We start from the raw sequence: 25,262 nt of genomic DNA, 5'->3' as shown, positions 1-25,262 counted from the left end.
CGGCGGAGCGTCAACGCACCCGGTCAACTGGACAGCGGCACACGAGGAATGGGGCGGGCAACGGCGATGATGGGACCAGCACACTCACTGTCGGGCGCCGCGGCCTGGCTCGGCGTCGGTGCGGCGGCCGCCGCGGCCGGGCACACGATGCCCTGGCCGGTCCTCCTGGCCGGGGCCCTGATCTGCGCGGGCGCTGCGCTCGCCCCCGATCTCGACCACAAGGCGGCGACCATCTCACGGTCCTTCGGCCCGCTCTCACGCTGGCTGTGCGAGGTCGTCGACAAGCTCTCGTACGCCGTCTACAAGGCCACGAAGAAGCAGGGCGACCCACGCCGCTCCGGCGGCCACCGCACACTCACCCACACCTGGCTGTGGGCCGTGCTGATCGGTGCGGGCACCTCGGCCGTGGCGATCACCGGCGGCCGCTGGGCGGTGCTCGCGATCCTCTTCGTGCACATGGTGCTGGCCATCGAAGGCCTGCTGTGGCGGGCGGCCCGGGGATCCAGCGGCGACGTCCTGGTCTGGCTGCTGGCCGCGACCAGTGCATGGATCCTCGCCGGTGTCCTCGACAAGCCCGGCAACGGATCGGACTGGCTGTTCACGGCGCCCGGTCAGGAGTACCTGTGGCTGGGGCTGCCGATCGTGCTGGGCGCGATAGTGCACGACATCGGGGACGCGCTGACGGTCTCCGGCTGCCCGATCCTGTGGCCGATCCCGGTGGGCCGCAAGCGCTGGTACCCGATCGGCCCGCCGAAGGCCATGCGGTTCCGCGCGGGCAGCTGGGTGGAGCTCAAGGTGCTGATGCCGGTGTTCATGCTGCTCGGGGGAGTGGGCTGCGCGGCGGCACTGAACGTCATCTGAGGGGACGGCCGCACAGGGTCGGTCCGCCCCTGGCCGCCGCGCCCGCGGGCCCGTCCGCCTCAGCCGGAGCCCCGGCCCGCCTCGCCGTAGCGGCGTTCGAACCGGGCGACGCGGCCCTCCGAGTCCACCGTGCGCGCCTTGCCGGTGTAGAAGGGGTGGCTCTCCGAGGAGATCTCCACGTCCACCACCGGGTACGTCTCGCCGTCGTCCCACTCGATGGTCTGGTCGCTGCTCGCGGTGGACCGGGTGAGAAAGGCGTAGCCGGCCGCGCGGTCGCGGAAGACGACCGGCTGGTAGTCGGGGTGCTTGTCCTGCTGCATGGATGCTCCTTGTCCGGCGTCGCCAAGGCGTCCGGCGCCCGGAGGACGGCAGGGTCAGCCGGACAGGGCGTCCTCGTCGACGATGTGCATGGCGGCCTCCTCGGCCGAGGCCGCGGCTCCGTCGATGCCCACGTCCGTGGCGATCAGGGCGCTCTCGTCGTCCTCGTGGGCCCCTTCGTCGGGGGCCACGAGACGGCCGGAGCGGGCCGAGCCGACCTCGTTGTCCAGAAGTTCCCCGTCGGTGCCGTCACAGTCGCCGATGCCGTCACCGTCGGGTGCGACGAGGTCCGGCAGTTCCTCGGCGAGGCGCTGGTCCAGCGTCTCGCCGTGCCGGCGCTCCGCCGCCGTCACGTCGGCGCGCTCCACCGCCCATGGCCTGTCCGGAGGGGACCAGCCACGGTCGAGGGGATCGGCGACACCGTCGTTGACGAGGGTGTCCTCCGCGTCGAGCAGTCCCGCGTCGTCCTGTATCTCGGAGCCGTCGGGCTGGTAGACGTCGTCACCCCATCCTTCCTCGCTGTTCACGGGTACCTCCAGGTGGTGGGGACGGGCCCGTTCGCCCCGCGGGGCGCCGCGGGCCTTGGGGGCACGAGCTGCACCCGCTGTCGGACCGCATGGTCCGCGAGCACTCCCCGAGCCGGTGCCGTTATCCAGCCTTCCACCCCCCTTCGGCCCTGCGCAACGGCACGGGCCGGGCCGAGGAGGATGTGCCGCCGGCCCGGCTCCGTACCGGGCGCACCGCGACCGGCCGCCCGGGCCCGCCCCGGCTCCCCATCACCGGGACATTGCCTGGTCAGCCGTGCCACGACCGCCACAGCGCCGCGTAGGCGCCGTTCGCGGACACCAGGTCGTCATGGCTGCCGAGCTCGCTGATCCGGCCGTTCTCGACGACGGCGATGACGTCCGCGTCATGCGCCGTGTGCAGACGGTGAGCGATCGCGACCACCGTACGGCCGTCGAGGACCCGGGACAGGGACCGCTCCAGGTGGCGTGCCGCCCGAGGGTCGAGCAGGGAGGTCGCCTCGTCCAGGACCAGGGTGTGCGGGTCGGCCAGCACCAGCCGGGCCAGCGCGATCTGCTGGGCCTGGGCCGGAGTGAGCGCCAGCCCGCCGGAGCCGACCTCGGTGTCGAGTCCGTCGGCGAGGGCACGGGCCCAGCCGTCCGCGTCCACGGCGGCGAGCGCCGCCCACAGCTCGGCGTCGGCGGCGTCGGCGCGCGTCGCCCCGTCCAGGGGGAGCCGGGAGTGCGGGAGCGCGAGCAGGAGGTTGTCGCGCAGCGAGCCGACGAAGACATGGTGCTCCTGGTTGACCAGGGCCACATGTGCGCGGACCCGTTCCGCCGGCATCCGGGACAGTTCGGCACCGCCGAGGGTGATCCGGCCGTCGCGGGGCGCGTAGATGCCGGCGAGCAGTCTGCCGAGCGTGGACTTGCCCGCGCCCGAGGGGCCGACCAGCGCCAGCCGGGTGCCGGGCGCGACCTCCAGGGACACCTTGCGCAGCACGTCGACGCCCTCGCGGTAACCGAAGTGCACCCGGTCCGCCTGCACATCGCGCCCCTCGGGGGCCAGGGCCGCCTCCCCGGCTTCGGGCTCGATGTCCCGGACACCGACCAGCCGGGCCAGCGACACCTGGGCCACCTGGAGCTCGTCGTACCAGCGCAGGATCAGGCCGACCGGATCGACGAGCATCTGAGCGATCAGCGCGCCCGTCGTCAGCTGCCCGACCCCGAGCCGGTCGTGCAGGACGAACACACCGCCGACCATGAGGACCGAGCCGAGGACCGTCACATGCGTGACGTTGATGACCGGGAAGAGCACCGAGCGCAGCCACAGCGTGTAGCGTTCCCAGGCCGTCCACTCCGTGACGCGCCGGTCCGACAGCGCGGTGCGGCGGCCGCCGAGCCGGTGCGCCTCCACGGTGCGCCCGGCGTCCACGGTCTCGGCGAGCGCCGCGGCCACGGCGGCGTACCCCGCGGCCTCCGAACGGTAGGCGGAGGGCGCCCGGCGGAAGTACCAGCGGCAGCCGGCCACCAGCAGCGGCAGGGCGAGCAGCACCGCGGCGGCCAGCGGCGGTGCGGTGACGATCAGCCCGCCGAGGAGCAGTGCCGCCCACACGACGCCGATCGCGAGCTGGGGCACGGCCTCGCGCATCGCGTTGGCGAGCCGGTCGATGTCCGTGGTGATCCGGGACAGGAGGTCGCCCGTGCCGGCCCGTTCGAGGACGCCGGGCGGCAGCCCGACCGACCGTACGAGGAAGTCCTCGCGCAGGTCGGCCAGCATCCGCTCGCCGAGTATCGCCCCGCGCAGCCGCACCTCCCGTACGAACACGGCCTGGACGGCCAGTGCGAGGACGAACAGGGAGGCGGTGAGCCCCAGATGGAGTTCCCGCGCTTCGTCCGACACACGCTCCACGAGTCCGCCCAGCAGATACGGGCCGGTCATCGAGGCGACCACGGCGACCGTGTTGACGGCGATCAGCAGCAGGAAGGCGCGCCGGTGCCGGCGGAACAGTTCCGCGACATAGGCGCGTACGGTCGCGGGGGCGCCGACGGGCAGGGTGCTCGCCGTCGTCGGTGCCGCCGGGTCGTACGCCGGTGGCGCCACGCCGATCATGCCGACTCCTCGATCTCTCGCAGTTCTTTCAGCTCTTCCAGTTCGTCCAGTTCGTTCAGCTCGCTGATCGCCGAGTGCAACGCGGTCGCCTCGCCGGGCCGGTCGGCCTCTTCGTCCGTCTCGCGCGTCACCACCGCCCGGTACCGGGGCTCCCGGTGCAGCAGGTCGCGGTGCACGCCGACCGCGGCGACCTCCCCCTCGTGCACGAGGACGACCCGGTCCGCGTGGTCCAGCAGCAGGGGCGAGGAGGTGAACACCACGGTCGTGCGTCCGGCCCGCAGATCGCGCACACCCCGGGCGATCCGGGCCTCCGTGTGCGAGTCGACGGCGGAGGTCGGTTCGTCCAGGACGAGCACCTCCGGGTCGGTGATCAGCGAGCGGGCCAGGGCGAGCCGCTGGCGCTGGCCGCCGGACAGGGAACGGCCGCGCTCGGTGATCCGTGCCTCCATCGGGTCCTCGGCGTCGAGCGACCCCTGGACGAGCGCCGCCAGGACGTCCTCGCACTGCGCGGCCGCGAGCGCCTCCCCGGCGCCGATGTCACCGGACGCGGGCACGTCGAGCAGTTCGCGCAGCGTGCCGGACAGCAGCACCGGGTCCTTGTCCTGGACGAGGACGGCCGTACGTGCGCTGCCGAGCGGCAGTTCGTCGAGCGGGACCCCGCCCAGCAGCACCGAGGTGCCCTGCTCCGGCGGATGCCCGCCGAGCCGTTCGGCGAGCCGGCCCGCCGCGTCCGGGTCCCCGCAGACCACGGCGGTGAGCCGGCCGGCGGGCGCCAGCAGACCGGTGGCCGGGTCGTACAGGTCCCCGGTGGGCACGTCGTCCGAGCGCGACCCCTCGGCCGCCGTGACCCGCTCCAGCGACAGCACGCCCGCGGCCCGTCTGGCCGACGGGCGGGAGAAGGAGTAGGCCATCGCGATCTCTTCGAAGTGACGCAGCGGATAGGTGAGGAGCATGACCGAGCTGTAGACCGTGACGAGTTCGCCGACGCCGATGCGGCCCTGGCGGGCCAGGTGGACGCCGTACCAGACGACCGTGATCAGCAGCAGGCCCGGCAGCAGCACCTGGATCGCGGAGATCAGGGACCACATGCGGGCGCTGCGCACGGCCGCCTGGCGGACCTCCTGGGAGGCGCGGCGATAGCGGTCGAGGAAGAGCTCCTCGCCGCCTATGCCGCGCAGGACGCGCAGGCCCGCGACGGTGTCCGAGGCCAGCTCGGTGGCATGCCCCGCCTTCTCCCGCTGGAAGTCGGCACGCCGGGTGGCCCGGGGCAGCAGCGGCAGCACCGCGAGGGCCAGGACGGGCAGGCCCACGGCGACCACCGCGCCGAGCGCCGGCTGGTAGACGACGAGGGCGACGCAGACGAGCACGATGGTGACCGCGGCCGCGGTGAACCGGGAGACGGCCTCCACGAACCAGCCGATCTTCTCGACGTCCCCGGTGGAGACCGAGACGACCTCGCCGGCCGCGACCCGCCGGGTCAGCGTGGAGCCCAGCAGCGAGGCCTTGCGGGCCAGCAGTTGCTGGACGCGGGCGGCCGCGGTGATCCAGTTGGTGACCGCGGCGCGGTGCAGGAACGTATCGCCGAGTGCCGTGCCCACGCCGCACAGGGCCAGCACGGCGCCCGCCAGCGCGAGTCGCGCCCCCGAGCGGTCGACGACCGCCTGGACGGCGAGGCCGACGCAGAACGGCAGCGAGGAGACGGAGGCGAAGTGCAGCAGCCCCCAGGCCATCGCCTTGAGCTGTCCGCCGAGCTGGTTGCGGCCGAGCCACCACAGAAAGCGGGGACCCGAGCGGGCGTCCGGCACACCCGGATCGGGATACGGAAGGTCTTGAATCTTCATGACGTCCCAGTGGCTCGTGTCAGGAGGTGGAGGGAACCGCCCAGTGCGGCAACAAACCGTGAAAGGTTCGCGTCGCAGAGTGGTCGGGGGCAAGCGGTTTTTCGGCGGCATCGCACAGTTTCGGAAGCGATCCGTCCCATCCCGGAAGCCCGGCGCCCGGGGGAGTGGCCAGGTGCAGTTCCGCGACTTCACCCCGTACAAGGGCACGTACACCCCGCCGGTCGGCTGCGGGGACCGCTGGAGCAAGGTCGTGCTGCGTCTGGACGGCAAGGTCGAGGGCCGCCAGTTCGACCGGCTCCTGCCGGGCCCGGGGCGGTCCCTACCGTGAGGTGCAGATCAAGGTCGACGGACAACTCGCGGGAATCGCCGCCCCGTTCCCGCACGTGTGGACCGGCGGTTGGTCCAACGGGCGGTGCGCGCGGGATCGCTCAGCAGCCGCGCCCCTGGTCCGGCATCCCGTCGACCAGTGTGTTCAGCAGCCCGCCGAGCACGTCGCGCTGCTCGTCCGACAGCGGGGCGAGGATCTCGCGCGCGGCCGACACCCGAGCGCCGCGCAGCTCCCGCAGGGCCCCCAGCCCGTCGTCGGTGAGCTCGATACGGATCACCCGGCGATTGGCCGGATCCGGGACCCGGCGTACCTTGCCGTTCGTCTCCAGTCCGTCGACGAGCGTCGTCACGGCTCGTGGCACCACCTCCAGGCGCTCGGCGAGGTCGGCCATGCGGGGCGGCGAGCCGTAGTGCGCCAGCGTGCGCAGCAGCCGGGCCTGGGCCGGTGTGACGCCCAGCCCGCACTGCTCCAGGTGGCGCTTCTGGATGCGGTGGACCCGGCGGGTGAGGCGCAGCAGTTGCTCGGCGAGCAGGCCGTCGGGATCGGGGGTGGTCATGGGGGAACAATATCAGGACCAAGTTCATTGTGAGTATAGGTAACAATGAGCTATGGTCCTGAAGCGTTGCCGCTTCACCCTCCGAAGGAGCCCATGCATCCCGATCACGAACCCGCCTGGACACCGCCCGCCGACTCCGGTGAACAGCCCCGGCAGGTGCGGCGGATCCTCACCCTCTTCCGCCCCTATCGCGGACGCCTCGCGGTCGTCGGCCTGCTGGTCGGCGCCGCGTCGCTGGTCTCGGTCGCCACCCCGTTCATGCTGAAGGAGACCCTCGACGTCGCGATTCCCGAGGGCCGCACCGGGCTGCTCAGCCTGCTCGCGCTCGGCATGATCCTCAGCGCCGTCCTCACCAGCGTCTTCGGCGTCCTGCAGACCCTGATCTCCACGACGGTCGGCCAGCGCGTGATGCACGATCTGCGCACCGCCGTCTACGGCCGGCTGCAGCGCATGTCGCTCGCCTTCTTCACCCGCACCCGCACGGGCGAGGTGCAGTCCCGCATCGCCAACGACATCGGCGGCATGCAGGCCACGGTCACCTCCACGGCAACCTCCCTGGTCTCCAACCTCACCAGTGTGGTGGCCACCATCGTCGCGATGATCGCCCTCGACTGGCGTCTGACCGTCGTCTCGCTGCTTCTGCTGCCGGTCTTCGTGTGGATCAGCCGCCGCGTCGGCAACGAACGCAAGAAGATCACCACCCAGCGTCAGAAGCAGATGGCCGCGATGGCGGCCACCGTCACCGAGTCGCTCTCCGTCAGCGGCATTCTGCTCGGCCGCACGATGGGCCGTTCCGACTCGCTCACTCGGTCCTTCTCCGAGGAGTCCGAGCAACTGGTCGACCTCGAGGTGCGGTCGAACATGGCCGGACGCTGGCGCATGGCCGTGATCACGATCGTCATGGCCGCCATGCCGGCCGTCATCTACTGGACCGCGGGCCTCGCGCTCCAGATGGGCGGCCCGGACGTGTCCCTCGGCACCATCGTCGCCTTCGTCTCGCTCCAGCAGGGCCTGTTCCGCCCGGCCGTCAGCCTGATGTCGACCGGTGTCCAGATCCAGACCTCGCTCGCGCTCTTCCAGCGCATCTTCGAATACCTCGACCTGCCCGTCGACATCACCGAGCGCGCCCAGCCCGTCCGCCTCGACCGGATCAAGGGCGAGGTCCGCTTCGAGGGCGTCGAGTTCCGCTACGACGGCAAGAGCGGTCCGGTCCTGGACGGCATCGACCTCACCGTCCCGGCCGGCGGCAGCCTCGCGGTCGTCGGCCCGACCGGCGCCGGCAAGTCGACCCTCGGCTATCTGGTGCCGCGGCTGTACGACGTGACGGGCGGCCGCGTCACCCTCGACGGCGTCGACGTCCGCGACCTCGACTTCGACACGCTGGCCCGCGGGGTGGGCGTCGTCTCGCAGGAGACGTACCTCTTCCACGCCTCGGTCGCCGAGAACCTGCGCTTCGCCAAGCCGGACGCCACCGACGAAGAGCTGCGGGCGGCGGCGGAGGCCGCCCAGATCCACGACCACATCGCGTCCCTGCCGGACGGCTACGACACGGTCGTCGGCGAGCGCGGCCACCGGTTCTCCGGCGGTGAGAAACAGCGCCTGGCCATCGCGCGCACCATCCTGCGCGACCCGCCGGTCCTCATCCTCGACGAGGCGACCAGCGCCCTGGACACCAGGACCGAGGCCGCCGTCCAGGAGGCCATCGACGCTCTGTCCGCCAACCGCACCACGCTCACCATCGCGCACCGCCTGTCCACCGTCCGCGGTGCCGACCAGATCGTGGTCCTGGACTCCGGGCGCGCGGTCGAACGGGGTGCCCACGAGGAACTGATGGAACTCGACGGGCGGTATGCGGCGCTGGTCCACCGGGACGCCCGACTGGAGCCGACAAGCTGACGATATGCCAAGTTTGTGAGCTTTGGCGGGTTACCGTGCCCGCATGCAGATGAACACTCCGCCACGGAGCACGATTCGACTGACGCGCCGGGGCCGTATCGCCCTCATCGCGACCGGAGCCGTCGTGGCCGCCACCGCCGTGGCGGTGGCGCTGCTGAGCCTGGACGGCGACGAGGACGCCAGGCCCACGACCCTGGTGATCCCGGAGGGCTGGCGCGCGGGTCAGGTCTACGAGGCCGTCGACAAGGCGCTCGCCCTGCCCGACGGCACCACCAAGAAGTCCCTCGCGAAGGCCCACCTGAAGCTGCCGAACGACGCCGAGGGCAACCCGGAGGGCTACCTCTTCCCGGCGACGTATCCGCTGACCGCCAAGGCGACCCCCGAGTCCCTGCTGTCGTACATGGTCGACACCGCGAACAAGAAGTTCAACGGTGCTCCGGTCGCGGCCGGCGCACAGCGCAACGCGATGAACGTCTACCAGGCGGTCACGATCGCCAGCATTGTGCAGGCCGAGGCCGCCACCAAGGCCGACATGGCCAAGGTGGCCCGGGTCGTCTTCAACCGGCTGGAGCGCGGCATGCCGCTCCAGATGGACTCCACCATCAACTACGCGCTGAACCGCGCCACGTTGAAGACGACCGCGAACGACACACGGATCGACAGCCCCTACAACTCCTACCAGCGCATGGGCCTGCCGCCCACACCGATCGGCAACCCGGGCGAGGACGCGCTGCGCGCCGCCGCCAACCCGGCTCCGGGCGAGTGGCTGTACTTCGTCACGGTCAAGCCGGGCGACACCCGGTTCACGGCCAGCTATCAGCAGCACCAGCGCAACGTCGCGGAGTTCAACGCCGCCCGGAAGAGCGCACAGACGGCCCGTTGACCGAGCGGGCCGTCACGCGGCGGCCGGCTCCTCCTCGGTGGAGGCCGGCAGCCGCCTGATGTCCCGTACGGCCGCACGTCCCGCCCGGTTGGCGCCGATGGTGCTCGCCGACGGACCGTAGCCGATCAGGTGGACCCGCGGATCGGCGACCGCGCGAGTGCCCTCGACGCGGATCCCCCCGCCCGGCTCGCGCAGCCGCAGCGGCGCCAGATGGTCGATCGCCGCACGGAATCCGGTGGCCCACAGGATGACGTCGGCGTCCACGTGCCGCACGTCCTGCCACTCCACTCCGGCAGGCGTGATCCGGTCGAACATCGGCAGCCGGTCGAGGACTCCGTCCGTCAGCCCCTGCCGGACGGCGTCGTTGAGGGGCAGTCCCGTCACCGAGACCACGCTCTTCGGCGGCAGACCCTGCCGCACCCGCTCCTCGACCAGGGCGACCGCGGCCCGGCCCGCCTCCTCGCCGAAGGGGCCCTCGCGGAAGACGGGCGGCCGCCGGGTGACCCAGGTGGTGGCGGCCGCGTACGGCGCGATCTCCAGCAGATGCTGGGTGCCGGACGCTCCTGCGCCGACGACGACCACCCGCTGCCCGGCGAACTCCTCGGGCCCGGGGTACTGCGCGGTGTGCAACTGGCGTCCGCGGAAGGTCTCCTGGCCGCGGTAACGCGGCCAGAAGGGCCGGTCCCAGGTGCCGGTCGCATTGATCAGCGCCCGAGCCGACCAGGTCCCGGCGGAGGTCTCGACGAGCAGCCTCCCCCCGGCGCCCTCGCGCACCGCCCGAACGTCGACCGGCCGGCGCACCCGCAGGCCGAAGGTGCGCTCGTAGGTGTCGAAGTACCCGGCGATCACCTCGGCGGACGGGCGCGCGGGGTCGGCGTCCGTGAGCTCCATGCCGGGCAGCGAGTGCATCCCGTGGACCTTGCCGTACGTCAGTGACGGCCACCGGAACTGCCAGGCGCCGCCCGGGCCGGGGGAGTGGTCGAGCACGACGAAGTCGCGCTCCGGCTCGAAACCGGTGCGCCGCAGGTGATAGGCGCTGGACAGTCCCGCCTGTCCGGCGCCTGTGACGACGACCTCGACCTCGCGTGTGTTGTTCACGTTTCTACCAACGGCGCCGATGTCATGGATCTTCCCGCCGGGTGAGCCACGATGGGGGTATGCCAGATGCCTTCACCACCCGTGTACTGAATGTGGCCACCGGCTCCGCGGAGCGGGTCGTCGACCTCACCCGCGCATGCGAGGCGTTCCTGCTGGAGGCGGCCGGAGGCCGCGACGGGCTGCTGAACGTCTTCGTCCCCCACGCGACCGCCGGTATCGCGATCCTCGAGACGGGCGCCGGCAGCGACGACGACCTCCTCGCCGCCCTGCACACGCTCCTGCCCGCCGACGACCGCTGGCAGCACCGCCACGGCAGCCCCGGCCACGGCCGCGACCATGTCCTCCCGGCGTTCGTCCCTCCGCACGCGACGCTGCCGGTGCTGGGCGGGGCGCTGGAGCTGGGGACCTGGCAGTCGGTGTGCCTGGTGGACACCAACCGCGACAACCCCGACCGGACGGTCCGGTTGTCGTTCCTCGGGTGAGGCGGGGATGCGCCTCGGGGGCCGGTCGCGAGCATGTCGCCGCCGGGTGGCTCAGCCGGCCTTCGCCACCTCCACGGACAGGCCGTTGTCGGCCGTGTAGTAGGGGCGCAGGACGGCACCGCCGACCGTGACCTGCGGGTAGACGAACACCTCCTTGCGGTCCGCCACGTCGTCGAGAAGCCGGGCCACCCGGACGAGGGGTGTCCTCGCCGCGGGCCGGACGCAGACGTTCCAGACGCTGCGGCCGGGGCCCGACGCCGCGGCCAACTCCTCGTGGCCGACCGTGAAGGAGAAACCGCGGCCGTCGCCCTCGGGCCGGGGCTTCAGGGTGAGTGCGGTGCCCTGGCCGCCCCGCAGACGGAGGAGTACGACTGCTCCCTCCAGGAGAGTGGCGCCGTGCAGACGGGCGGCGACCGTCGTCGATCGCTCCGTGACATCGATGCCGCCGGCCTCCGCGTGGGCGGTGCGCAGCCAGGCCCGTACCGCGAGATGTCCGTCCCTGGTGACGTAGGGGATCCGGACGGCCGGCGAGGACCGCCGGTCACGGAGGTGTCCGTCGACCAGGGCCCGCAGATCGAGGAGGCCCGGGCGCAGACGCTCCCGCTCGGCTCCCGGCTCCCGGAGCAGATACACATCCCAACGCCCCTCCGCGAGAACGGGTTCAGGGCCGAGGACGGCGCTGAGGCCGCCCTCCTCGTCGGGCTCCAGGGCGAGGGAGTGGAGGACTTCGGCCTTCTCCGGCTGTTCCTTCTTCGGGCGCAGCCGCAGCAGCAGCCGCCGCCCTTCGGCCGGCCCCGCCGCCAGACCGAAGACGATCCGGCCGTCCGCGTCGACCGTGCATCCCACGCGCGCGTGCTCCTCGTGTTCCGTACTCACCCCTGCTGCCTCCGTACGATGCGCAGTGCGCTGCCGGCCGCGCCGAACGCGGCGTCGCGGGCGGCGAAGCCCTGGCTGATCAGGACCCGGCCCACCCGCGCGCGTTCCGGGGCGACCGGGCGCCCCGCCCTCCTCGCCGAGACCGCCTCGGTGAACAGCCGCTCGGCCTGTCCGACCACCGGCTCCGGAGCGAACCGCCGCGCGTTCTCCAGAGCCGCACGGCCCATACGGCGGCGCAGCTCGTCGTCACGGACCACCTCCAGCAGGGCCGCGCCCAGCGCCTCGCGGTCACCCACCGGCACGAGACGGCCGTCGACCCCGTCCTCGATGATCTCTCCGGGGCCGTAGGGGCAGTCGGTGCTCACCACCGGCAGACCGCAGCGCATCGCCTCGACGATGGTCATGCCGAACGGTTCGAAGTTGGAGGCGGCCGCGCCGATCGAGCCCTTGACCCACTCCGCCTCCATGGGGGCGGCGGGACCCATCAGGAAGACGTTGTTCCACAGCCGGAGCTCCGCGATGAGCGCGCGCAGCCGGTCGTGTTCCTCGCCCTTGCCGTAGATGCGCAGCTGCCAGTCGGGATGCTCGGCGGCGACCACGGCGAAGGCCTCGATGAGCAGGTCGTAGCGCTTCACCGGGACCAGCCGTCCCGCCGCGACCACCACTTTCGCGGTGCCGTCCGAAGCCGGGAGCACGGGATCCGGCACGCTGTTCGGCAGCGCCGCCACGCGCACCCCGGGCAGCCGCATCTTGCGCCGGTAGGCGGCGGCGTCCGCCTCGGTCACGGTGGTGAGCACATCGAGCCGGCGGTAGGCCCGGCGCAGCGCGGTGCGCAGCCGCGGCGGATGGTTGTCCAGGGTGAGGTGTTCCTGCCCGACGCGTACGACGTGGCGCGGAGCCTGGAGCGCGAGGTGCACGTTGAGGCCCGGCCGGGTGCCGATCACCACGTCGGCGTCGGTCGTCGCGAGGCACTCGCCGATCCGTTCGTCGGTCAGCTCGCTGTACTGCTCGTACCGGTACTCGGCGCGGGGGAACACCCGCGCGGGTCTCAGATGCGACGGATGCTCCTTGTCCCGTCTCAGGTCTACCAGCGGCCGTAGCGACACCCTCGGGTCCAGGGTCAAGTTCGGGCGGCCCCGGTGCCGCAGCACGGAGACGATCTCCACCTCGTGCCGCTCGGCGAGCGCTTGGGCCAGGTTGAACGTGGTGGTGATCGTGCCTCCGATCCCATAGGCGTTGTGGAGCAGGAAAGAGATCTTCATGAGAACGTAGACAACGGCAACTACCCTACGGTTGAGGTCCGTTATCACTTCGTAGTGCCGGAGTACTCGGTGAGCAGGAGCGCGATGTCGTCCGCCCGGTCGGGGCGCTGGCTGGCGTCCCGCAGCAGAGCGTCGGCCGTGTCCTCCAGGCGTCCCCCGCCGGTGCGTGCCAGCGAGGCCCGGAGCCGCTCGATGCCGGCGCCGATGTCCGAGTCGCGTCTCTCGATCAGCCCGTCCGTGTACAGGGCCAGCATCGATCCGGGCTCCAGCCGCAGCTCCGACTCCGGATAGGGGGCCGTGGGCTCGACGCCGAGCGGCGGGCCGCCGGGCACGTCCAGGATCTCGGTGCGTCCGTCGGGCAGACGCAGCAGAGGAGGGCAGTGGCCGGCACGGACGATGCGTACCAGCCCCGAGCGGGGGTTGAGGCGTGCGTAGCAGCAGGTGGCGAGCAGGGAGGGGTCGAGGTCCAGATGGAGCCGGTTGGTGCTGGCCACGACGTCGGCCGGGCGGTGTCCGGCGGTGACGAAGGCCCGCACCGCGCTGCGCAGCTGGCCCATGGCGGCCGCGGCGGGCACATTGTGTCCCTCGACGTCCCCGACGATCAGCGCGACCTCGTCGGCGGTGGGAATGACGTCGTACCAGTCGCCGCCGATGTCCATCCCCCGGGTGCCAGGAAGATAGCGTCCGGCGACGTCGAGGTGCGGCAGGCGGGGCAGCCGGTGCGGCAGCAGCGCGTTCTGCAGACCGCGGGCGAGGGCGAACTCGGCGTCGTAGAGCCGGGCGCGTTCGAGAGCATGGGCGACCAGGCCGCCCGTCGCGGTGAGCAGTCCGCGCTCCTCCTCGGGGAACCGGTGGACGTCGTCGAAGCCGAGCATGCACGCGCCGACCGGCCGGTTCGAGGCGATCAGCGGGAGGAACGCCCAGGAGTGGGAGTGGCCGTACGGGACGCCGGGGTACTTGTCGAGGAGCTCCTCCCGGGTCTCGACGAAGAGCGGGGCGCCGGAGGTCAGCGCGTCCGTCACGGGCAGCCGGGCATGCAGCGGTGTGCCTTCGAACCCGGCGAGGAAGCGCCGGGAGTAACCGCGCTGGGCGATCAGATGCAGACGCCCCTCCTCCACCACGGAGATCGCCAGCCGCTGTCCGCCGACGGCGGGCAGCAGCTGATCGGAGACGGCCTCGCACACCTCGTGAGCGGTGACCGCGCCGGTCAGGGCGCTGCCCAGCTGGAGCACGCGGTACAGGGCGCCCAGACGCGGGGCCGCGGGCGGGGGTGACAGCGACAGGGGCGGCCCTTCCTGATCGACGGACGTGCCTGGCCCGGCCCCGGACGGCACGGGCTGCCGTACCGGTGCAGCCCATCCGGTCATGCCCTGCCCGCCCGGGTGGAGGGAGAACACGAGCCATTCGTCGGGCGGGCGCCGGACCAGGAAGGACACCGGCTGCTGGGAGACCACGGCGGCCCGGAAACGGTCCTCGTACACGGGATCGGCCAGCCAGGGCAGGACGTCCCACGGTCGCTTGCCGAGCAGTTCGTCCTGGCGGACCCGCAGCAGACTCTCCAGGCTGTGGTTGGCGTAGGAGACCCGGCCGTCCGGGGCGAGCGCGAAGAAGCCGTCCGCGAGCCGCTCGATCGCCGCCACGGCGGCCATGCCGCTTCCCGAGTCGAGTACGGCGCCGACCAGATGGGACGAGTCCCGCGCGCCGTCCGGGGCTGCGGGCACCCGGCCCCACAGCTCCACGGTGCGCTGCCCACCGGCGGCGTCCCGGATGCGCAGGCAGTGCGCGAGCACATGGCCCTGTCCGACCGCGGCCCGGGCGGCGGCCCGGAAACCGGGCAGATCCGCGGGCTCGATCCTGGCGGCCAGGGTGGCGGCCTCGCCGTCGAAGGAGCGCGGCGGGATCCCGAAGATCGCGCACAGTTCGTCGTCGGCCGTGATGGCGCCGGTGTCGAGGTTCCAGTCGTACAGGCCCACCCGGATCACCGGAGCGGAGGGGAGGGGGACCACCACCGGAGCGGTGCGCTCGTCGAATTCGCCGAGCGCCCGGCGGGCGTTCAGCTCGGCCAGGGCCGTGCCCAGCCGGTCGGCCGCCGAGCGCAGCTGCCGGCGCTGTGCCCTCGACAGTCCCGTGCCGTCGGGTCTGGGCGTCCACAGCACGGCCATCACTCCGAAGGTCCGCCGGCCCGCTTTCACGGGGACCGATGCGGAGCCGAAGGGGTAGGGCACGGAGAGTGAGAGCTGGGGGAAGCGCCGCATCGTCTCCTCGGCACCGGCCAGGTGGACCAGGCGCCCGGAGCGGTAGGCCTCCGACACGGGGATACCGCTGTTCACCGGGATCCGCCGCCATCCGCCGAGCAGGGAGGGCGGGGTCCCGCACGCGGCGGCCAGGACGAGCGAGCGGCGGTCGCCGGAGAGCAGGAACACGCTCCCGGCATGCGCTGCGGTCGCCTCCACCGCACTGGTGACGGCCCTGACCAGCGCGTCGTCGCGCTCGGGTGCCTCCCCGACACTCGCGGCCCCGAACGGGTACGAGTTCGATGCCACATCGTTGGCCGACACATTGCCCTCGATCACCCGTGGATGTTTGTTCCATTTTAGGGTGGTTGGGGCGTGGTTCGGCTTCTTGGCAGGTACGTGACCGGGCTCTCATGGCACAGCGCGGGCATTGCCGCGAACATGGTGGTCTTCACCGGCAGGCCGAAGGGATCGGGAATGCTTCGCAAGGTACTGGTCGCCAACCGTGGTGAGATCGCGATTCGTGCGTTCCGTGCCGGTTATGAGGTGGGAGCGAGGACCGTCGCCGTCTTCCCCCACGAGGACCGCAACTCACTGCACCGCCTGAAGGCCGACGAGGCCTATGAGATCGGTGAGCCGGGCCACCCGGTACGGGCCTACCTCTCCGTGGACGAGGTCATGCGGGCGGCCCGGCTGGCCGGCGCCGACGCCGTCTACCCCGGCTACGGGTTCCTGTCCGAGAACCCCGAGCTGGCACGGGCCTGCGAGGAGGCCGGCATCACGTTCGTCGGACCGAGCGCGCAGATCCTCGAACTGACGGGCAACAAGGCGCGCGCCGTCGCCGCCGCCCGCGCGGCCGGCGTGCCGGTCCTGGGCTCTTCGGAGCCCTCCACGGACGTGGACGAACTGGTCCGTGCCGCGGAGGGGATCGGCTTTCCCGTGTTCGTCAAGGCGGTCGCGGGCGGCGGCGGGCGGGGCATGCGCCGTGTCGAGGACCCCGCGCTGCTGCGCGAGGCCATCGAGGCGGCCGCGCGCGAGGCGGCGTCCGCGTTCGGCGACGCCACGGTCTTCCTGGAGAAGGCGGTCGTCGAGCCCCGTCACATCGAGGTGCAGATCCTCGCCGACGGGCACGGCAACGTCATTCACCTCTTCGAGCGTGACTGCTCGGTGCAGCGCCGCCACCAGAAGGTGATCGAGCTGGCGCCCGCGCCCAACCTCGACCCGGCGCTGCGCGAGCGGATCTGCGCCGACGCCGTGAAGTTCGCCCGGGAGATCGGCTACCGCAACGCCGGCACCGTGGAGTTCCTGCTCGACCGCGACGGCAACCACGTCTTCATCGAGATGAATCCCCGCATCCAGGTCGAGCACACGGTGACCGAGGAGGTCACCGACGTCGACCTCGTGCAGGCCCAGCTGCGCATCGCCGCCGGCGAGACGCTGGCCGACCTCGGGCTGTCGCAGGACACCGTCACGCTGCGCGGCGCCGCGCTCCAGTGCCGGATCACCACCGAGGACCCGGCCAACGGCTTCCGCCCGGACACCGGCAGGATCAGCGCCTACCGCTCGCCCGGCGGTTCGGGCGTCCGTCTCGACGGCGGCACCACCCACGCCGGTACGGAGATCAGCGCGCACTTCGACTCGATGCTGGTCAAACTCACCTGCCGGGGCCGGGACTTCACGACCGCCGTCAACCGGGCCCGGCGCGCGGTCGCCGAGTTCCGCATCCGCGGCGTGGCCACGAACATCCCCTTCCTCCAGGCCGTCCTCGACGACCCGGACTTCCAGGCGGGCCGGGTCACCACGTCGTTCATCGAGCAGCGCCCGCACCTGCTGACCGCACGCCACTCCGCCGACCGCGGCACCAAGCTGCTCACCTACCTCGCCGATGTGACCGTGAACAAGCCCCACGGCGAGCGTCCCCACCTGGTCGACCCTTCCACCAAACTGCCTCCGCTGACCGCCGCCGAACCCCAGGCGGGCTCCAGGCAGAAGCTCGTCGAGCTCGGCCCGGAGGGCTTCGCCCGCCGGCTGCGCGAGTCACCGACCATCGGCGTCACCGACACCACGTTCCGGGACGCGCACCAGTCGCTGCTCGCCACGAGGGTCCGCACCAAGGACATGCTCGCCGTCGCCCCCGTGGTGGCGCGGACCCTGCCCCAGCTGCTGTCCCTGGAGTGCTGGGGCGGTGCCACCTACGACGTCGCCCTGCGCTTCCTCGCCGAGGACCCCTGGGAGCGGCTGGCCGCACTGCGTGCCGCGGTGCCGAACATCTGCCTGCAGATGCTGCTGCGCGGCCGCAACACCGTGGGCTACACGCCGTACCCGACCGAGGTGACCGACGCCTTCGTGCAGGAGGCCGCCGACACCGGCATCGACATCTTCCGGATCTTCGACGCGCTGAACGACGTCAGCCAGATGCGGCCCGCCATCGACGCCGTACGGGCGACGGGGACGGCCGTCGCCGAGGTCGCCCTGTGCTACACGTCCGACCTGTCCGACCCGGCCGAGAAGCTGTACACCCTCGACTACTACCTCCGCCTGGCCGAGCAGATCGTCGAGGCGGGCGCCCATGTCCTGGCCGTCAAGGACATGGCGGGACTGCTGCGCGCCCCGGCCGCGGCGACCCTCGTGTCGGCGCTGCGCCGCGAGTTCGATCTGCCGGTGCACCTGCACACCCATGACACGGCCGGCGGCCAGCTCGCCACCTACCTGGCCGCGATCCAGGCCGGCGCGGACGCCGTGGACGGCGCGGTGGCCTCCATGGCGGGCACCACCTCGCAGCCGTCGCTGTCGGCGATCGTGGCCGCGACCGACCACTCCGCGCGTCCCACCGGCCTCGACCTGAGGGCCGTCGGTGACCTGGAGCCGTACTGGGAGAGCGTCCGCAGGATCTACGCTCCGTTCGAGGCGGGCCTGGCCTCGCCGACCGGACGCGTCTACGACCACGAGATCCCCGGCGGCCAGCTCTCCAACCTGCGCACCCAGGCGGTGGCGCTGGGCCTCGGCGACCGGTTCGAGGACATCGAGGCGATGTACGCCGCCGCCGACCGGATCCTCGGCCGCCTGGTGAAGGTCACCCCCTCGTCCAAGGTGGTCGGCGATCTCGCTCTGCACCTGGTCGGCGCGGGGGCGTCGCCCCAGGAGTTCGAGGCGACGCCGGACAGGTTCGACATCCCCGACTCCGTCATCGGTTTCCTGCGCGGTGAACTCGGCACCCCTCCCGGCGGCTGGCCGGAGCCGTTCCGCAGCAGGGCGCTGGAGGGCCGGGCCGACGGCAAGCCCGCGCAGGAGCTGACCGAGGAGGACCGTACGGGGCTGGAGAAGGACCGGCGCGCCACGCTCAACCGGCTGCTGTTCCCGGGGCCGACCCGGGAGTTCGAGACACACCGGCAGACCTTCGGCGACACCAGCGTGCTGGACAGCAAGGACTTCTTCTACGGTCTCCAGCCCGGCAAGGAGTACTCCGTCGACCTCGACACCGGCGTCCGGCTGCTCATCGCGCTGGAGGCGGTGGGCGAGGCCGACGAACGCGGGATGCGCACCGTGATGTCCACCCTGAACGGCCAGTTGCGGCCGATCCAGGTACGGGACGTCGCCGCGTCCTCCGACGTGCCGGTGACCGAGAAGGCCGACCGTTCCAACCCGGGCCATGTCGCAGCGCCGTTCGCCGGAGTGGTGACCCTCGCCGTCGCCGAGGACGACGAGGTGGCCGCCGGGGCCACGGTGGCCACGATCGAGGCGATGAAGATGGAGGCCGCGATCACCGCGCCGAAGGCGGGCCGGGTGTCCCGGCTGGCGATCAACAAGATCCAGCAGGTGGAGGGCGGCGACCTGCTCGTCGAGATCTCCTGACGCGCCCGCGGGCGGCCCATACACCGCAATGGTGCCGCCCGCATCCGCGCCCGCCGCTGCCATTGCGGCCCGGTCCGAGTCGTCCGAATCTGGACGCATGTGCCGGGATGCGAGGAGGACGGGCGATGGCGAGTGGCGGTGGCGCACCGGACGCCGAGCGACGGCGGCTGGCGGAGGCCGACGAGGGCGTGGCGCCCTGGCGGCGCTGGGGCCCGTATCTGAGCGAACGGCAGTGGGGAACGGTCCGGGAGGACTACAGCCCGGACGGTGACGCCTGGTCGTACTTCACCCACGACCAGGCCCGTTCCCGCGCCTACCGCTGGGGCGAGGACGGCATCGCCGGCGTCAGCGACGACAAGCAGGGGCTGTGCTTCGCCCTGGCCCTGTGGAATGGCCGCGACCCCATCCTCAAGGAACGGATGTTCGGGCTGACCAACGCCGAGGGCAATCACGGCGAGGACGTCAAGGACTACTACTTCCATCTCGACAGCACGCCCACCCACTCGTACATGAAGTACCTGTACAAGTACCCGCAGGGGGAGTTCCCCTACGCCGACCTCGTGGCCACCAACCGGGCCAGGAGGGAGCGGGGCCGCAAGGAGTTCGAGTACGAGCTGCTCGACACCGGCGTCTTCGACGAGGACCGCTACTTCGACGTGTTCGTCGAGTACGCCAAGGCGGGGCCGGAGGACCTGCTGGTCGAGATCACCGCGCACAACCGTGGTCCCGACGAGGCCACGCTCCACCTGCTGCCCACCCTCTGGTTCCGGCACACCTGGTCCTGGGCCGGCGGCACGGCCGTGCCGAACCTGCGGCAGACGGAGGGGGCCGTCCGGGCCGACCACGAGGAACTGGGCACGCGCCGACTGTACTTCGACACGGACGCACCCGTGCTCTTCACGGAGAACGAGACCAACAACGAGCGGATCTTCGGCAGTCCGAATGCCACGCGCTACGTCAAGGACGGCATCGACCGCTGCGTCGTCCATGGTGAGACGGGCGCCGTCAACCCGGACCTCACCGGAACCAAGGCGTCCGTCCACCATGTGCTGACCATCCCCGGCGGGCAGAGCGCCACGCTCCGTCTGCGTCTGACCGACGCCGAACTCGCCGATCCCTGGCGGGAGTTCGACGCGACGATGGACACGCGCCGGGCCGAGGCCGACGCCTTCTACGAGGGCGTCCACCCCGACGGCACGAGCGAGGACGAGCGGCGGCTGATCCGGCAGGCGCTGGCCGGGATGCTGTGGAGCAAGCAGTACTACTTCCTGGACGTCGAACGCTGGCTGGCCGAGCACGGCGTCGATCCGCTCGGCGCCGACCCCCGGGTCCGCAACAGCACCTGGTACCACATGGTCAACGACGAGATCATGTCGATGCCGGACACCTGGGAGTACCCGTGGTACGCCGCCTGGGACCTCGCCTTCCACACCCTCGCGCTCGCCATGGTCGACCTCGGCTTCGCCAAGGGCCAGCTGGACCTGCTGCTGCGCCGTCTGTATCTGCACCCCAACGGCCAGATTCCCGCGTACGAATGGAACTTCGGCGACGTCAACCCGCCCGTGCACGCCTGGGCGACCTTCTTCATCTACGAACTGGAGAAACACCGCACCGGGCGCGGTGACCGTGCCTTCCTGGAGAACTCCTTCCAGAAGCTGATGAAGAACTTCACCTGGTGGCTCAACCGCAAGGACGTGGACGGCAACAACGTCTTCCAGGGCGGCTTCCTGGGTCTCGACAACATCGGGGTCTTCGACCGCAGCGCACCCCTGCCCACCGGAGGCCATCTCGACCAGGCCGACGGCACCGCCTGGATGGCGCTGTACTGCCAGAACCTGCTGGAGATCGCCATCGAACTGGCCGTCGACAACCCGGTGTACCTGGAGCAGGCGCAGACGCTGTTCGAGCACTTCGCGTGGATCGCGGTCGCCACCAACCGCATCGGCAAGGGCAACGAAAGCCTGTGGGACGACGAGGACGGCTTCTTCTACGACGTCCTGCGGCTGCCCGACGGCACCGCGACCCCGCTGAAGGTGCGCTCCCTGGTGGGGCTGATCCCGCTAGCCGCCACGAGTGTGGTCGGCGGCTGGGCCGACCGCCGCTTCCCCGAACTGGTGGCAGGGGCACGGGAGTTCATCGAGCGTCATCCGGCGGTGCAGACGGTCGTCGCCTCCCAGCACACCATGGGCCCCGGCGTACGCGGACGGCATCTGTTCGCCCTGTTCGGTGAGGACCGGCTGCGGCGCATCCTGGCCCGTATGCTCGACGAGGACGAGTTCCTCGGCCCGCACGGCATCCGCTCGCTCTCCCGCCACCACGCCGAGCACCCGTACACCTTCGAGGTGAACGGCCAGACGTACGGCGTCGGCTATCTGCCCGCCGAGTCCGACTCGGGCATGTTCGGCGGCAACTCCAACTGGCGCGGCCCGGTCTGGTTCCCGGTCAACATCCTGCTGATCCGCGCCCTGCTCAATCTGCACGCCTACCACGGCGACGACTTCACCGTGGAGTGCCCGACCGGCTCCGGCCGGCAGCTGACCCTCTACGAGGTCGCCCGCGAGATCTCCGGCCGGCTCACCTCGACCTTCCTGCGCGACGAGGGAGGCCACCGTCCGGTGCACGGCGCGCAGCCCAAGTTCGCCAAGGACCCGCACTGGCGTGACCTCATCCTGTTCTACGAGTACTTCCACGGCGACAACGGCGCCGGTCTCGGCGCCTCGCACCAGACCGGCTGGACCGGCCTGGCCGCCGTCACCGCGACCCTGTTCCACCTGGTCGGCTCCGGGGACTGGGGCGCCCTGCGCGAAGAGCCCCTGTCATGACGGTGATCTACGAGATCAACACCGCCGTCTGGCTGCGGGAGTTGAGCGACCGGTACGGCAGGCCGGTCACCCTGGGCGAGGTGCCCGGCGAGGTCTGGGACGAGATCGCACGGCCGGGCATCGACACGGTGTGGTTGATGGGCGTCTGGGAACGCAGCCCGGCCGGACTGCGGATCGCGCTGCGCGACGAGGGCCTCTTGAGATCGTTCCGCGAGGCCCTGCCCGACGTCACCGAGGCGGACCTCACCGGTTCCCCGTACTGCGTACGGGACTACGCCGTCGACGCCTCCCTCGGCGGACCGGAGGGACTGGCCGCGGCCCGCGCCGCGCTGGCGGCGCGCGGACTGCGGCTGATCCTCGACTACGTCCCCAACCACGTGGCCCCCGACCACCCCTGGCTCACCGAACGCCCCGGCTGTCTGATCGGGGGAACCCGTGAGGACCTGGCCCGCGCGCCCGAGGCCTACATCGCGTCCGGCGGAGGGATCTTCGCCCGGGGCCGCGACCCGTACTTCCCCGCCTGGCCGGACGTCGTCCAGCTCAACGCCTTCAGCGACGAACTGCGCACGGCGGCGGTCGACACGCTCCTGTCCATCGGTGACCAGGCGGACGGAGTGCGCTGCGACATGGCGATGCTGCTGATGAACGACGTCTTCGCGAAGACCTGGGGCGACCGGGCGGGCAGGCAGCCCGCGGAGGACTTCTGGCCGGCCGTGATCCCGCGGGTGCGCGAGCGTCACCCGGACCTCCTGTTCGTCGCGGAGGCGTACTGGGACCTCGAATGGGCCCTTCAGCAGCAGGGCTTCGACCACTGCTACGACAAGCGGCTCTACGACCGCCTGCTCCACGAGGACGCCGGTTCCCTCCGCACCCATCTGCGGGCCGACCTCGCCCATCAGCGCGGTCTCGTCCGCTTCCTGGAGAACCACGACGAACCGCGGGCCGCCGCCACCCTGCCCGGTGCACGGGGACGGGCGGCCGCCGTGGCCGTCGCGACCCTGCCCGGCGCGACGCTCTGGCACGAGGGCCAGTTCGAGGGCCGCCGGGTGCGCCCGCCGGTGTTCCTCGCCCGCAGGCCGCCGGAACCGGTCGACGAGTCACTGCGCGCGTTCTACGGCGGTCTCCTCAAGGCCGCGGCCACCGTGCGCCGCGGTGAGTGGCGGCCGCTGACCCCGACGGGATGGCCGGACAACGACACCCACCGCCATCTGCTGGCGTGGACCTGGACGCACCCGGACGCCCGTCATCTGGTCGTCGTGAACGACTCCGACCGCCCCGCGCAGGCGCGGCTGCCCCTCGGGTGGGACGACCTCCGAGGCCGCGCCCACCGGCTGACCGACCTCCTCTCGGGACGGACGTACGACCGTGAGGGCGACGAACTGGCCGACCAGGGGCTGTTCGTGGCCCTGGACGCCTGGCAGACGCACGTGCTGTCCCTGTCGGCCTGATCGTCTCCCTTAAAGGCAGATCGACTTGCTCATTTGCCTAAAGGTTTTAGGCAAATGCATAATCGACTCTGTCCAGGAAGGGGGACGTCATGGTGCGCGCAGGTCTGTCCGCGGAACGCCTGGCACGGGCGGGCGCGGAACTGGCCGACGAGGTCGGCTTCGACCAGGTGACCGTCTCGGCGCTCGCCAGGCGGTTCGACGTCAGGGTCGCGAGTCTGTACTCCCATGTGAAGAACTCCCAGGACCTCAAGACCCGGATCGCCCTGCTCGCTCTGGAGGAACTCGCCGACCGGGCCGCCGACGCCCTGGCCGGGCGGGCCGGCAAGGACGCCCTGACCGCCCTGGCGAACGTCTACCGCGACTACGCCCGGGAGCACCCCGGCCGCTACGCGGCGGCCCAGCTGAGGCTCGACCCCGAGGCCGCGGCCACCAGCGCCGGCGGCAGACACGCGCAGATGACGCGGGCGATCCTGCGCGGCTACGACCTGACCGAGCCGGACCAGACCCACGCCGTCCGGCTGCTCGGCAGCGTCTTCCACGGCTACGTCAGCCTGGAGCTCGGAGGAGGGTTCAGCCACAGCGCACCGGACACCCAGGAGACCTGGTCACGGATCCTGGACGCCCTCGACGCCCTGCTGCGGAACTGGCCCGCGGCGCACGTCCCGCCACGTTGATCAACAAGTTGAGGATCATGCACACCGCCCTGCACACCAAGGACAACTGGATCACCACGCCCGTCACCGCGGACCTGCTGCGGGGCGCCCTCGAAGTGGAGCGCACCGAGCACGGGGTGCTGCCGCACCGGCTGCCCGCATGGGCCCGCGCCCAGTGCGCCGACGGCCGGCTGGCGATGGCCGAGTCCCAGCCCTCGGGCGTACGGCTCGCCTTCCGCACCCGGGCCACCGCCGTCGAACTGGACACGCTGCCCACCAAGCGGGTCTACGTCGGCGCCCCGCCCCGCCCGGACGGTGTGTACGACCTGCTCGTGGACGGGCTCCCGGCCGGCCGGGCCGGTGTCACGGACGGCAACACCCTGACCATCGACATGACCACCGGAGCCGTCGACCACCGGCCCGGGCAACCCGGCACCCTGCGCTTCACCGGCCTTTCCGCCCGGGACAAGGACGTCGAGATCTGGCTGCCCCACGACGAGACCACCGAGATCCTCGCCCTGCGCACCGACGCCCCCGTCGCGCCCGCTCCGGATCGGGGCCGCAGGGTGTGGCTGCACCACGGCAGTTCGATCAGCCAAGGCTCCGACGCCGCCGGTCCGACGAGCACCTGGCCCGCGCTCGCCGCCTCACTCGGCGGCGTGGAACTGCTCAACCTGGGCCTGAGCGGCAGCGCCCTGCTCGACCCGTTCACCGCCCGCACCCTGCGGGACACCCCGGCCGACCTGATCAGCGTCAAGATCGGCATCAACCTCGTCAACACCGACCTGATGCGCCTGCGCGCCTTCGCCCCGGCCGTCCACGGCTTCCTGGACACCGTCCGCGAGGGCCACCCGACCGCACCGCTGCTGGTCGTCTCGCCCATCCTGTGCCCCATCCACGAGGACACGCCCGGCCCCAGCGCCCCGGACCTCACGAACATCGTCGACGGCCGGCTCCGGTTCGTGGCCCTGGGCGATCCCGCGGAACGGACGGGCGGGAAGCTGACCCTGCGCGTCATCCGGGACGAGCTCGCCCGGATCGTGGAGCAGCGGTCGGCCGAGGATCCGCACCTGCACCACCTCGACGGCCGCGAACTCTACGGCGAGGCCGACTGTGCCGAGCTGCCGCTGCCCGACGACCTCCACCCGGATGCCGTCACCCACCGCCGTATGGGAGAACGCTTCGCGAAGTGCGCCTTCACCGCGGGTGGCGTCTTCACGGACCGCGGCGTCTGAGGCC

At 71.8% G+C, this 25,262-nt stretch carries 18 protein-coding genes and 1 pseudogene; 10 read left to right on the top strand and 9 right to left on the bottom strand.

Annotated features, from left to right (window positions below; all coding sequences use genetic code 11):
* Positions 1-66 precede the first annotated feature (66 nt).
* Complete coding sequence (locus F7R91_RS18975; RefSeq protein ID WP_150950245.1) at positions 67-861, top strand: metal-dependent hydrolase; 795 nt, start codon at positions 67-69, stop codon at positions 859-861.
* A gap of 59 nt (positions 862-920) precedes the next feature.
* On the opposite strand, the gene F7R91_RS18970 is transcribed toward F7R91_RS18975, so the two are convergent.
* The 4 genes from F7R91_RS18970 to F7R91_RS18955 all read right to left on the bottom strand — a co-directional run bounded on the left by F7R91_RS18970 (position 921) and on the right by F7R91_RS18955 (position 5,633).
* Entirely contained in the window at positions 921-1,181 is a 261-nt protein-coding gene (locus F7R91_RS18970; protein WP_150950244.1) for a type B 50S ribosomal protein L31, read from the bottom strand.
* A 54-nt stretch (positions 1,182-1,235) separates the two neighbouring features.
* Entirely contained in the window at positions 1,236-1,706 is a 471-nt protein-coding gene (locus tag F7R91_RS18965; RefSeq protein ID WP_150950243.1) for a DUF5709 domain-containing protein, read from the bottom strand.
* Positions 1,707-1,974: 268 nt separating this feature from the next.
* On the bottom strand, positions 1,975-3,792 hold the full coding sequence (locus F7R91_RS18960) for an ABC transporter ATP-binding protein (protein ID WP_150950242.1): 1,818 nt from the start codon (positions 3,790-3,792) through the stop codon (positions 1,975-1,977).
* Positions 3,789-5,633 carry an ABC transporter ATP-binding protein gene (locus F7R91_RS18955; protein ID WP_150950241.1) on the bottom strand — a complete coding sequence of 615 codons (1,845 nt, stop codon included), beginning with the start codon at positions 5,631-5,633 and terminating at the stop codon, positions 3,789-3,791. The genes F7R91_RS18960 and F7R91_RS18955 overlap by 4 nt, the downstream gene beginning before the upstream one ends.
* Positions 5,634-5,769: 136 nt before the next feature.
* On the opposite strand from F7R91_RS18955, the pseudogene F7R91_RS42770 reads away from it, so the two are divergent.
* Positions 5,770-6,040 (top strand): annotated as a pseudogene (locus F7R91_RS42770) (peptide-N4-asparagine amidase); the annotation flags it as partial.
* 21 nt (positions 6,041-6,061) lie between these two features.
* Here F7R91_RS42770 and F7R91_RS18945 read toward each other — a convergent pair.
* Positions 6,062-6,517, bottom strand: coding sequence for a MarR family winged helix-turn-helix transcriptional regulator (locus tag F7R91_RS18945; RefSeq protein WP_150950240.1), 456 nt, complete (start codon positions 6,515-6,517; stop codon positions 6,062-6,064).
* 93 nt (positions 6,518-6,610) lie between these two features.
* Here F7R91_RS18945 and F7R91_RS18940 point away from each other — a divergent pair, with 93 nt between their 5' ends.
* Both F7R91_RS18940 and mltG read left to right on the top strand, forming a co-directional pair.
* Positions 6,611-8,413, top strand: a complete 1,803-nt coding sequence (locus F7R91_RS18940) for an ABC transporter ATP-binding protein (RefSeq protein ID WP_150950239.1) — start codon at positions 6,611-6,613, stop codon at positions 8,411-8,413.
* A 43-nt stretch (positions 8,414-8,456) separates the two neighbouring features.
* Positions 8,457-9,296 (top strand): endolytic transglycosylase MltG, encoded by an 840-nt coding sequence (gene mltG, locus F7R91_RS18935; protein ID WP_150950238.1) that lies wholly within the window; start codon positions 8,457-8,459, stop codon positions 9,294-9,296.
* Positions 9,297-9,308: 12 nt separating this feature from the next.
* On the opposite strand, the gene F7R91_RS18930 is transcribed toward mltG, so the two are convergent.
* Complete coding sequence (locus F7R91_RS18930) at positions 9,309-10,394, bottom strand: NAD(P)-binding domain-containing protein (RefSeq protein ID WP_150950237.1); 1,086 nt, start codon at positions 10,392-10,394, stop codon at positions 9,309-9,311.
* 59 nt (positions 10,395-10,453) lie between these two features.
* On the opposite strand from F7R91_RS18930, the gene F7R91_RS18925 reads away from it, so the two are divergent.
* A complete protein-coding gene (locus F7R91_RS18925) occupies positions 10,454-10,876 on the top strand; it encodes a YjbQ family protein (protein ID WP_150950236.1) in 423 nt (140 codons plus the stop codon).
* 51 nt (positions 10,877-10,927) lie between these two features.
* On the opposite strand, the gene F7R91_RS18920 is transcribed toward F7R91_RS18925, so the two are convergent.
* From F7R91_RS18920 to F7R91_RS18910, 3 genes are read right to left on the bottom strand one after another with little or no spacing between them, the layout of a single operon-like run.
* Positions 10,928-11,752: a transferase gene (locus tag F7R91_RS18920; RefSeq protein WP_150950235.1), complete on the bottom strand. Its 825-nt coding sequence runs from the start codon at positions 11,750-11,752 to the stop codon at positions 10,928-10,930.
* A complete protein-coding gene (locus F7R91_RS18915) occupies positions 11,749-13,014 on the bottom strand; it encodes a glycosyltransferase family 4 protein (RefSeq protein WP_150950234.1) in 1,266 nt (421 codons plus the stop codon). The genes F7R91_RS18920 and F7R91_RS18915 overlap by 4 nt, the downstream gene beginning before the upstream one ends.
* A gap of 44 nt (positions 13,015-13,058) precedes the next feature.
* On the bottom strand, positions 13,059-15,587 hold the full coding sequence (locus F7R91_RS18910; protein ID WP_150950233.1) for a SpoIIE family protein phosphatase: 2,529 nt from the start codon (positions 15,585-15,587) through the stop codon (positions 13,059-13,061).
* Positions 15,588-15,725: 138 nt separating this feature from the next.
* Here F7R91_RS18910 and F7R91_RS18905 point away from each other — a divergent pair, with 138 nt between their 5' ends.
* From F7R91_RS18905 to F7R91_RS18885, 5 genes are all read left to right on the top strand, one after another.
* Positions 15,726-19,100, top strand: a complete 3,375-nt coding sequence (locus F7R91_RS18905; protein WP_150950232.1) for a pyruvate carboxylase — start codon at positions 15,726-15,728, stop codon at positions 19,098-19,100.
* A 125-nt stretch (positions 19,101-19,225) separates the two neighbouring features.
* The gene (locus F7R91_RS18900; RefSeq protein ID WP_150950231.1) at positions 19,226-21,922 is read left to right on the top strand and encodes an MGH1-like glycoside hydrolase domain-containing protein; all 2,697 of its coding nucleotides are present in this window, start codon (positions 19,226-19,228) and stop codon (positions 21,920-21,922) included.
* Entirely contained in the window at positions 21,919-23,370 is a 1,452-nt protein-coding gene (locus tag F7R91_RS18895; RefSeq protein ID WP_150950230.1) for an alpha-amylase family protein, read from the top strand. Before F7R91_RS18900 ends, F7R91_RS18895 begins: the two co-directional genes overlap by 4 nt.
* 89 nt (positions 23,371-23,459) lie before the next feature.
* Positions 23,460-24,044 (top strand): TetR/AcrR family transcriptional regulator, encoded by a 585-nt coding sequence (locus F7R91_RS18890; protein ID WP_150950229.1) that lies wholly within the window; start codon positions 23,460-23,462, stop codon positions 24,042-24,044.
* A gap of 17 nt (positions 24,045-24,061) precedes the next feature.
* On the top strand, positions 24,062-25,258 hold the full coding sequence (locus F7R91_RS18885; protein ID WP_225320689.1) for a GDSL-type esterase/lipase family protein: 1,197 nt from the start codon (positions 24,062-24,064) through the stop codon (positions 25,256-25,258).
* Positions 25,259-25,262 lie beyond the last annotated feature (4 nt).

This window comes from Streptomyces luteolifulvus, from assembly GCF_008806595.1.
GTDB classification, from domain to species: domain Bacteria; phylum Actinomycetota; class Actinomycetes; order Streptomycetales; family Streptomycetaceae; genus Streptomyces; species Streptomyces luteolifulvus.
The sequence above is the reverse complement of the archived record's forward strand: the minus strand, read 5'-3'. Positions and strand labels throughout refer to the sequence as shown.

Bases quoted from the DNA above. Each gene is read 5' to 3' on its own strand.
- F7R91_RS18895 (WP_150950230.1), top strand. From the start codon at position 21,919: ATGACGGTGATCTACGAGATCAACACCGCCGTCTGGCTGCGGGAGTTG.
- F7R91_RS18955 (WP_150950241.1), bottom strand. From the start codon at position 5,633: ATGAAGATTCAAGACCTTCCGTATCCCGATCCGGGTGTGCCGGACGCC.
- F7R91_RS18940 (WP_150950239.1), top strand. From the start codon at position 6,611: ATGCATCCCGATCACGAACCCGCCTGGACACCGCCCGCCGACTCCGGT.
- F7R91_RS18915 (WP_150950234.1), bottom strand. From the start codon at position 13,014: ATGAAGATCTCTTTCCTGCTCCACAACGCCTATGGGATCGGAGGCACG.
- F7R91_RS18970 (WP_150950244.1), bottom strand. From the start codon at position 1,181: ATGCAGCAGGACAAGCACCCCGACTACCAGCCGGTCGTCTTCCGCGAC.
- F7R91_RS18960 (WP_150950242.1), bottom strand. From the start codon at position 3,792: ATGATCGGCGTGGCGCCACCGGCGTACGACCCGGCGGCACCGACGACG.
- F7R91_RS18905 (WP_150950232.1), top strand. From the start codon at position 15,726: ATGCTTCGCAAGGTACTGGTCGCCAACCGTGGTGAGATCGCGATTCGT.
- F7R91_RS18900 (WP_150950231.1), top strand. From the start codon at position 19,226: ATGGCGAGTGGCGGTGGCGCACCGGACGCCGAGCGACGGCGGCTGGCG.
- F7R91_RS18975 (WP_150950245.1), top strand. From the start codon at position 67: ATGATGGGACCAGCACACTCACTGTCGGGCGCCGCGGCCTGGCTCGGC.
- F7R91_RS18925 (WP_150950236.1), top strand. From the start codon at position 10,454: ATGCCAGATGCCTTCACCACCCGTGTACTGAATGTGGCCACCGGCTCC.
- F7R91_RS18890 (WP_150950229.1), top strand. From the start codon at position 23,460: ATGGTGCGCGCAGGTCTGTCCGCGGAACGCCTGGCACGGGCGGGCGCG.
- F7R91_RS18885 (WP_225320689.1), top strand. From the start codon at position 24,062: ATGCACACCGCCCTGCACACCAAGGACAACTGGATCACCACGCCCGTC.
- mltG (WP_150950238.1), top strand. From the start codon at position 8,457: ATGCAGATGAACACTCCGCCACGGAGCACGATTCGACTGACGCGCCGG.
- F7R91_RS18945 (WP_150950240.1), bottom strand. From the start codon at position 6,517: ATGACCACCCCCGATCCCGACGGCCTGCTCGCCGAGCAACTGCTGCGC.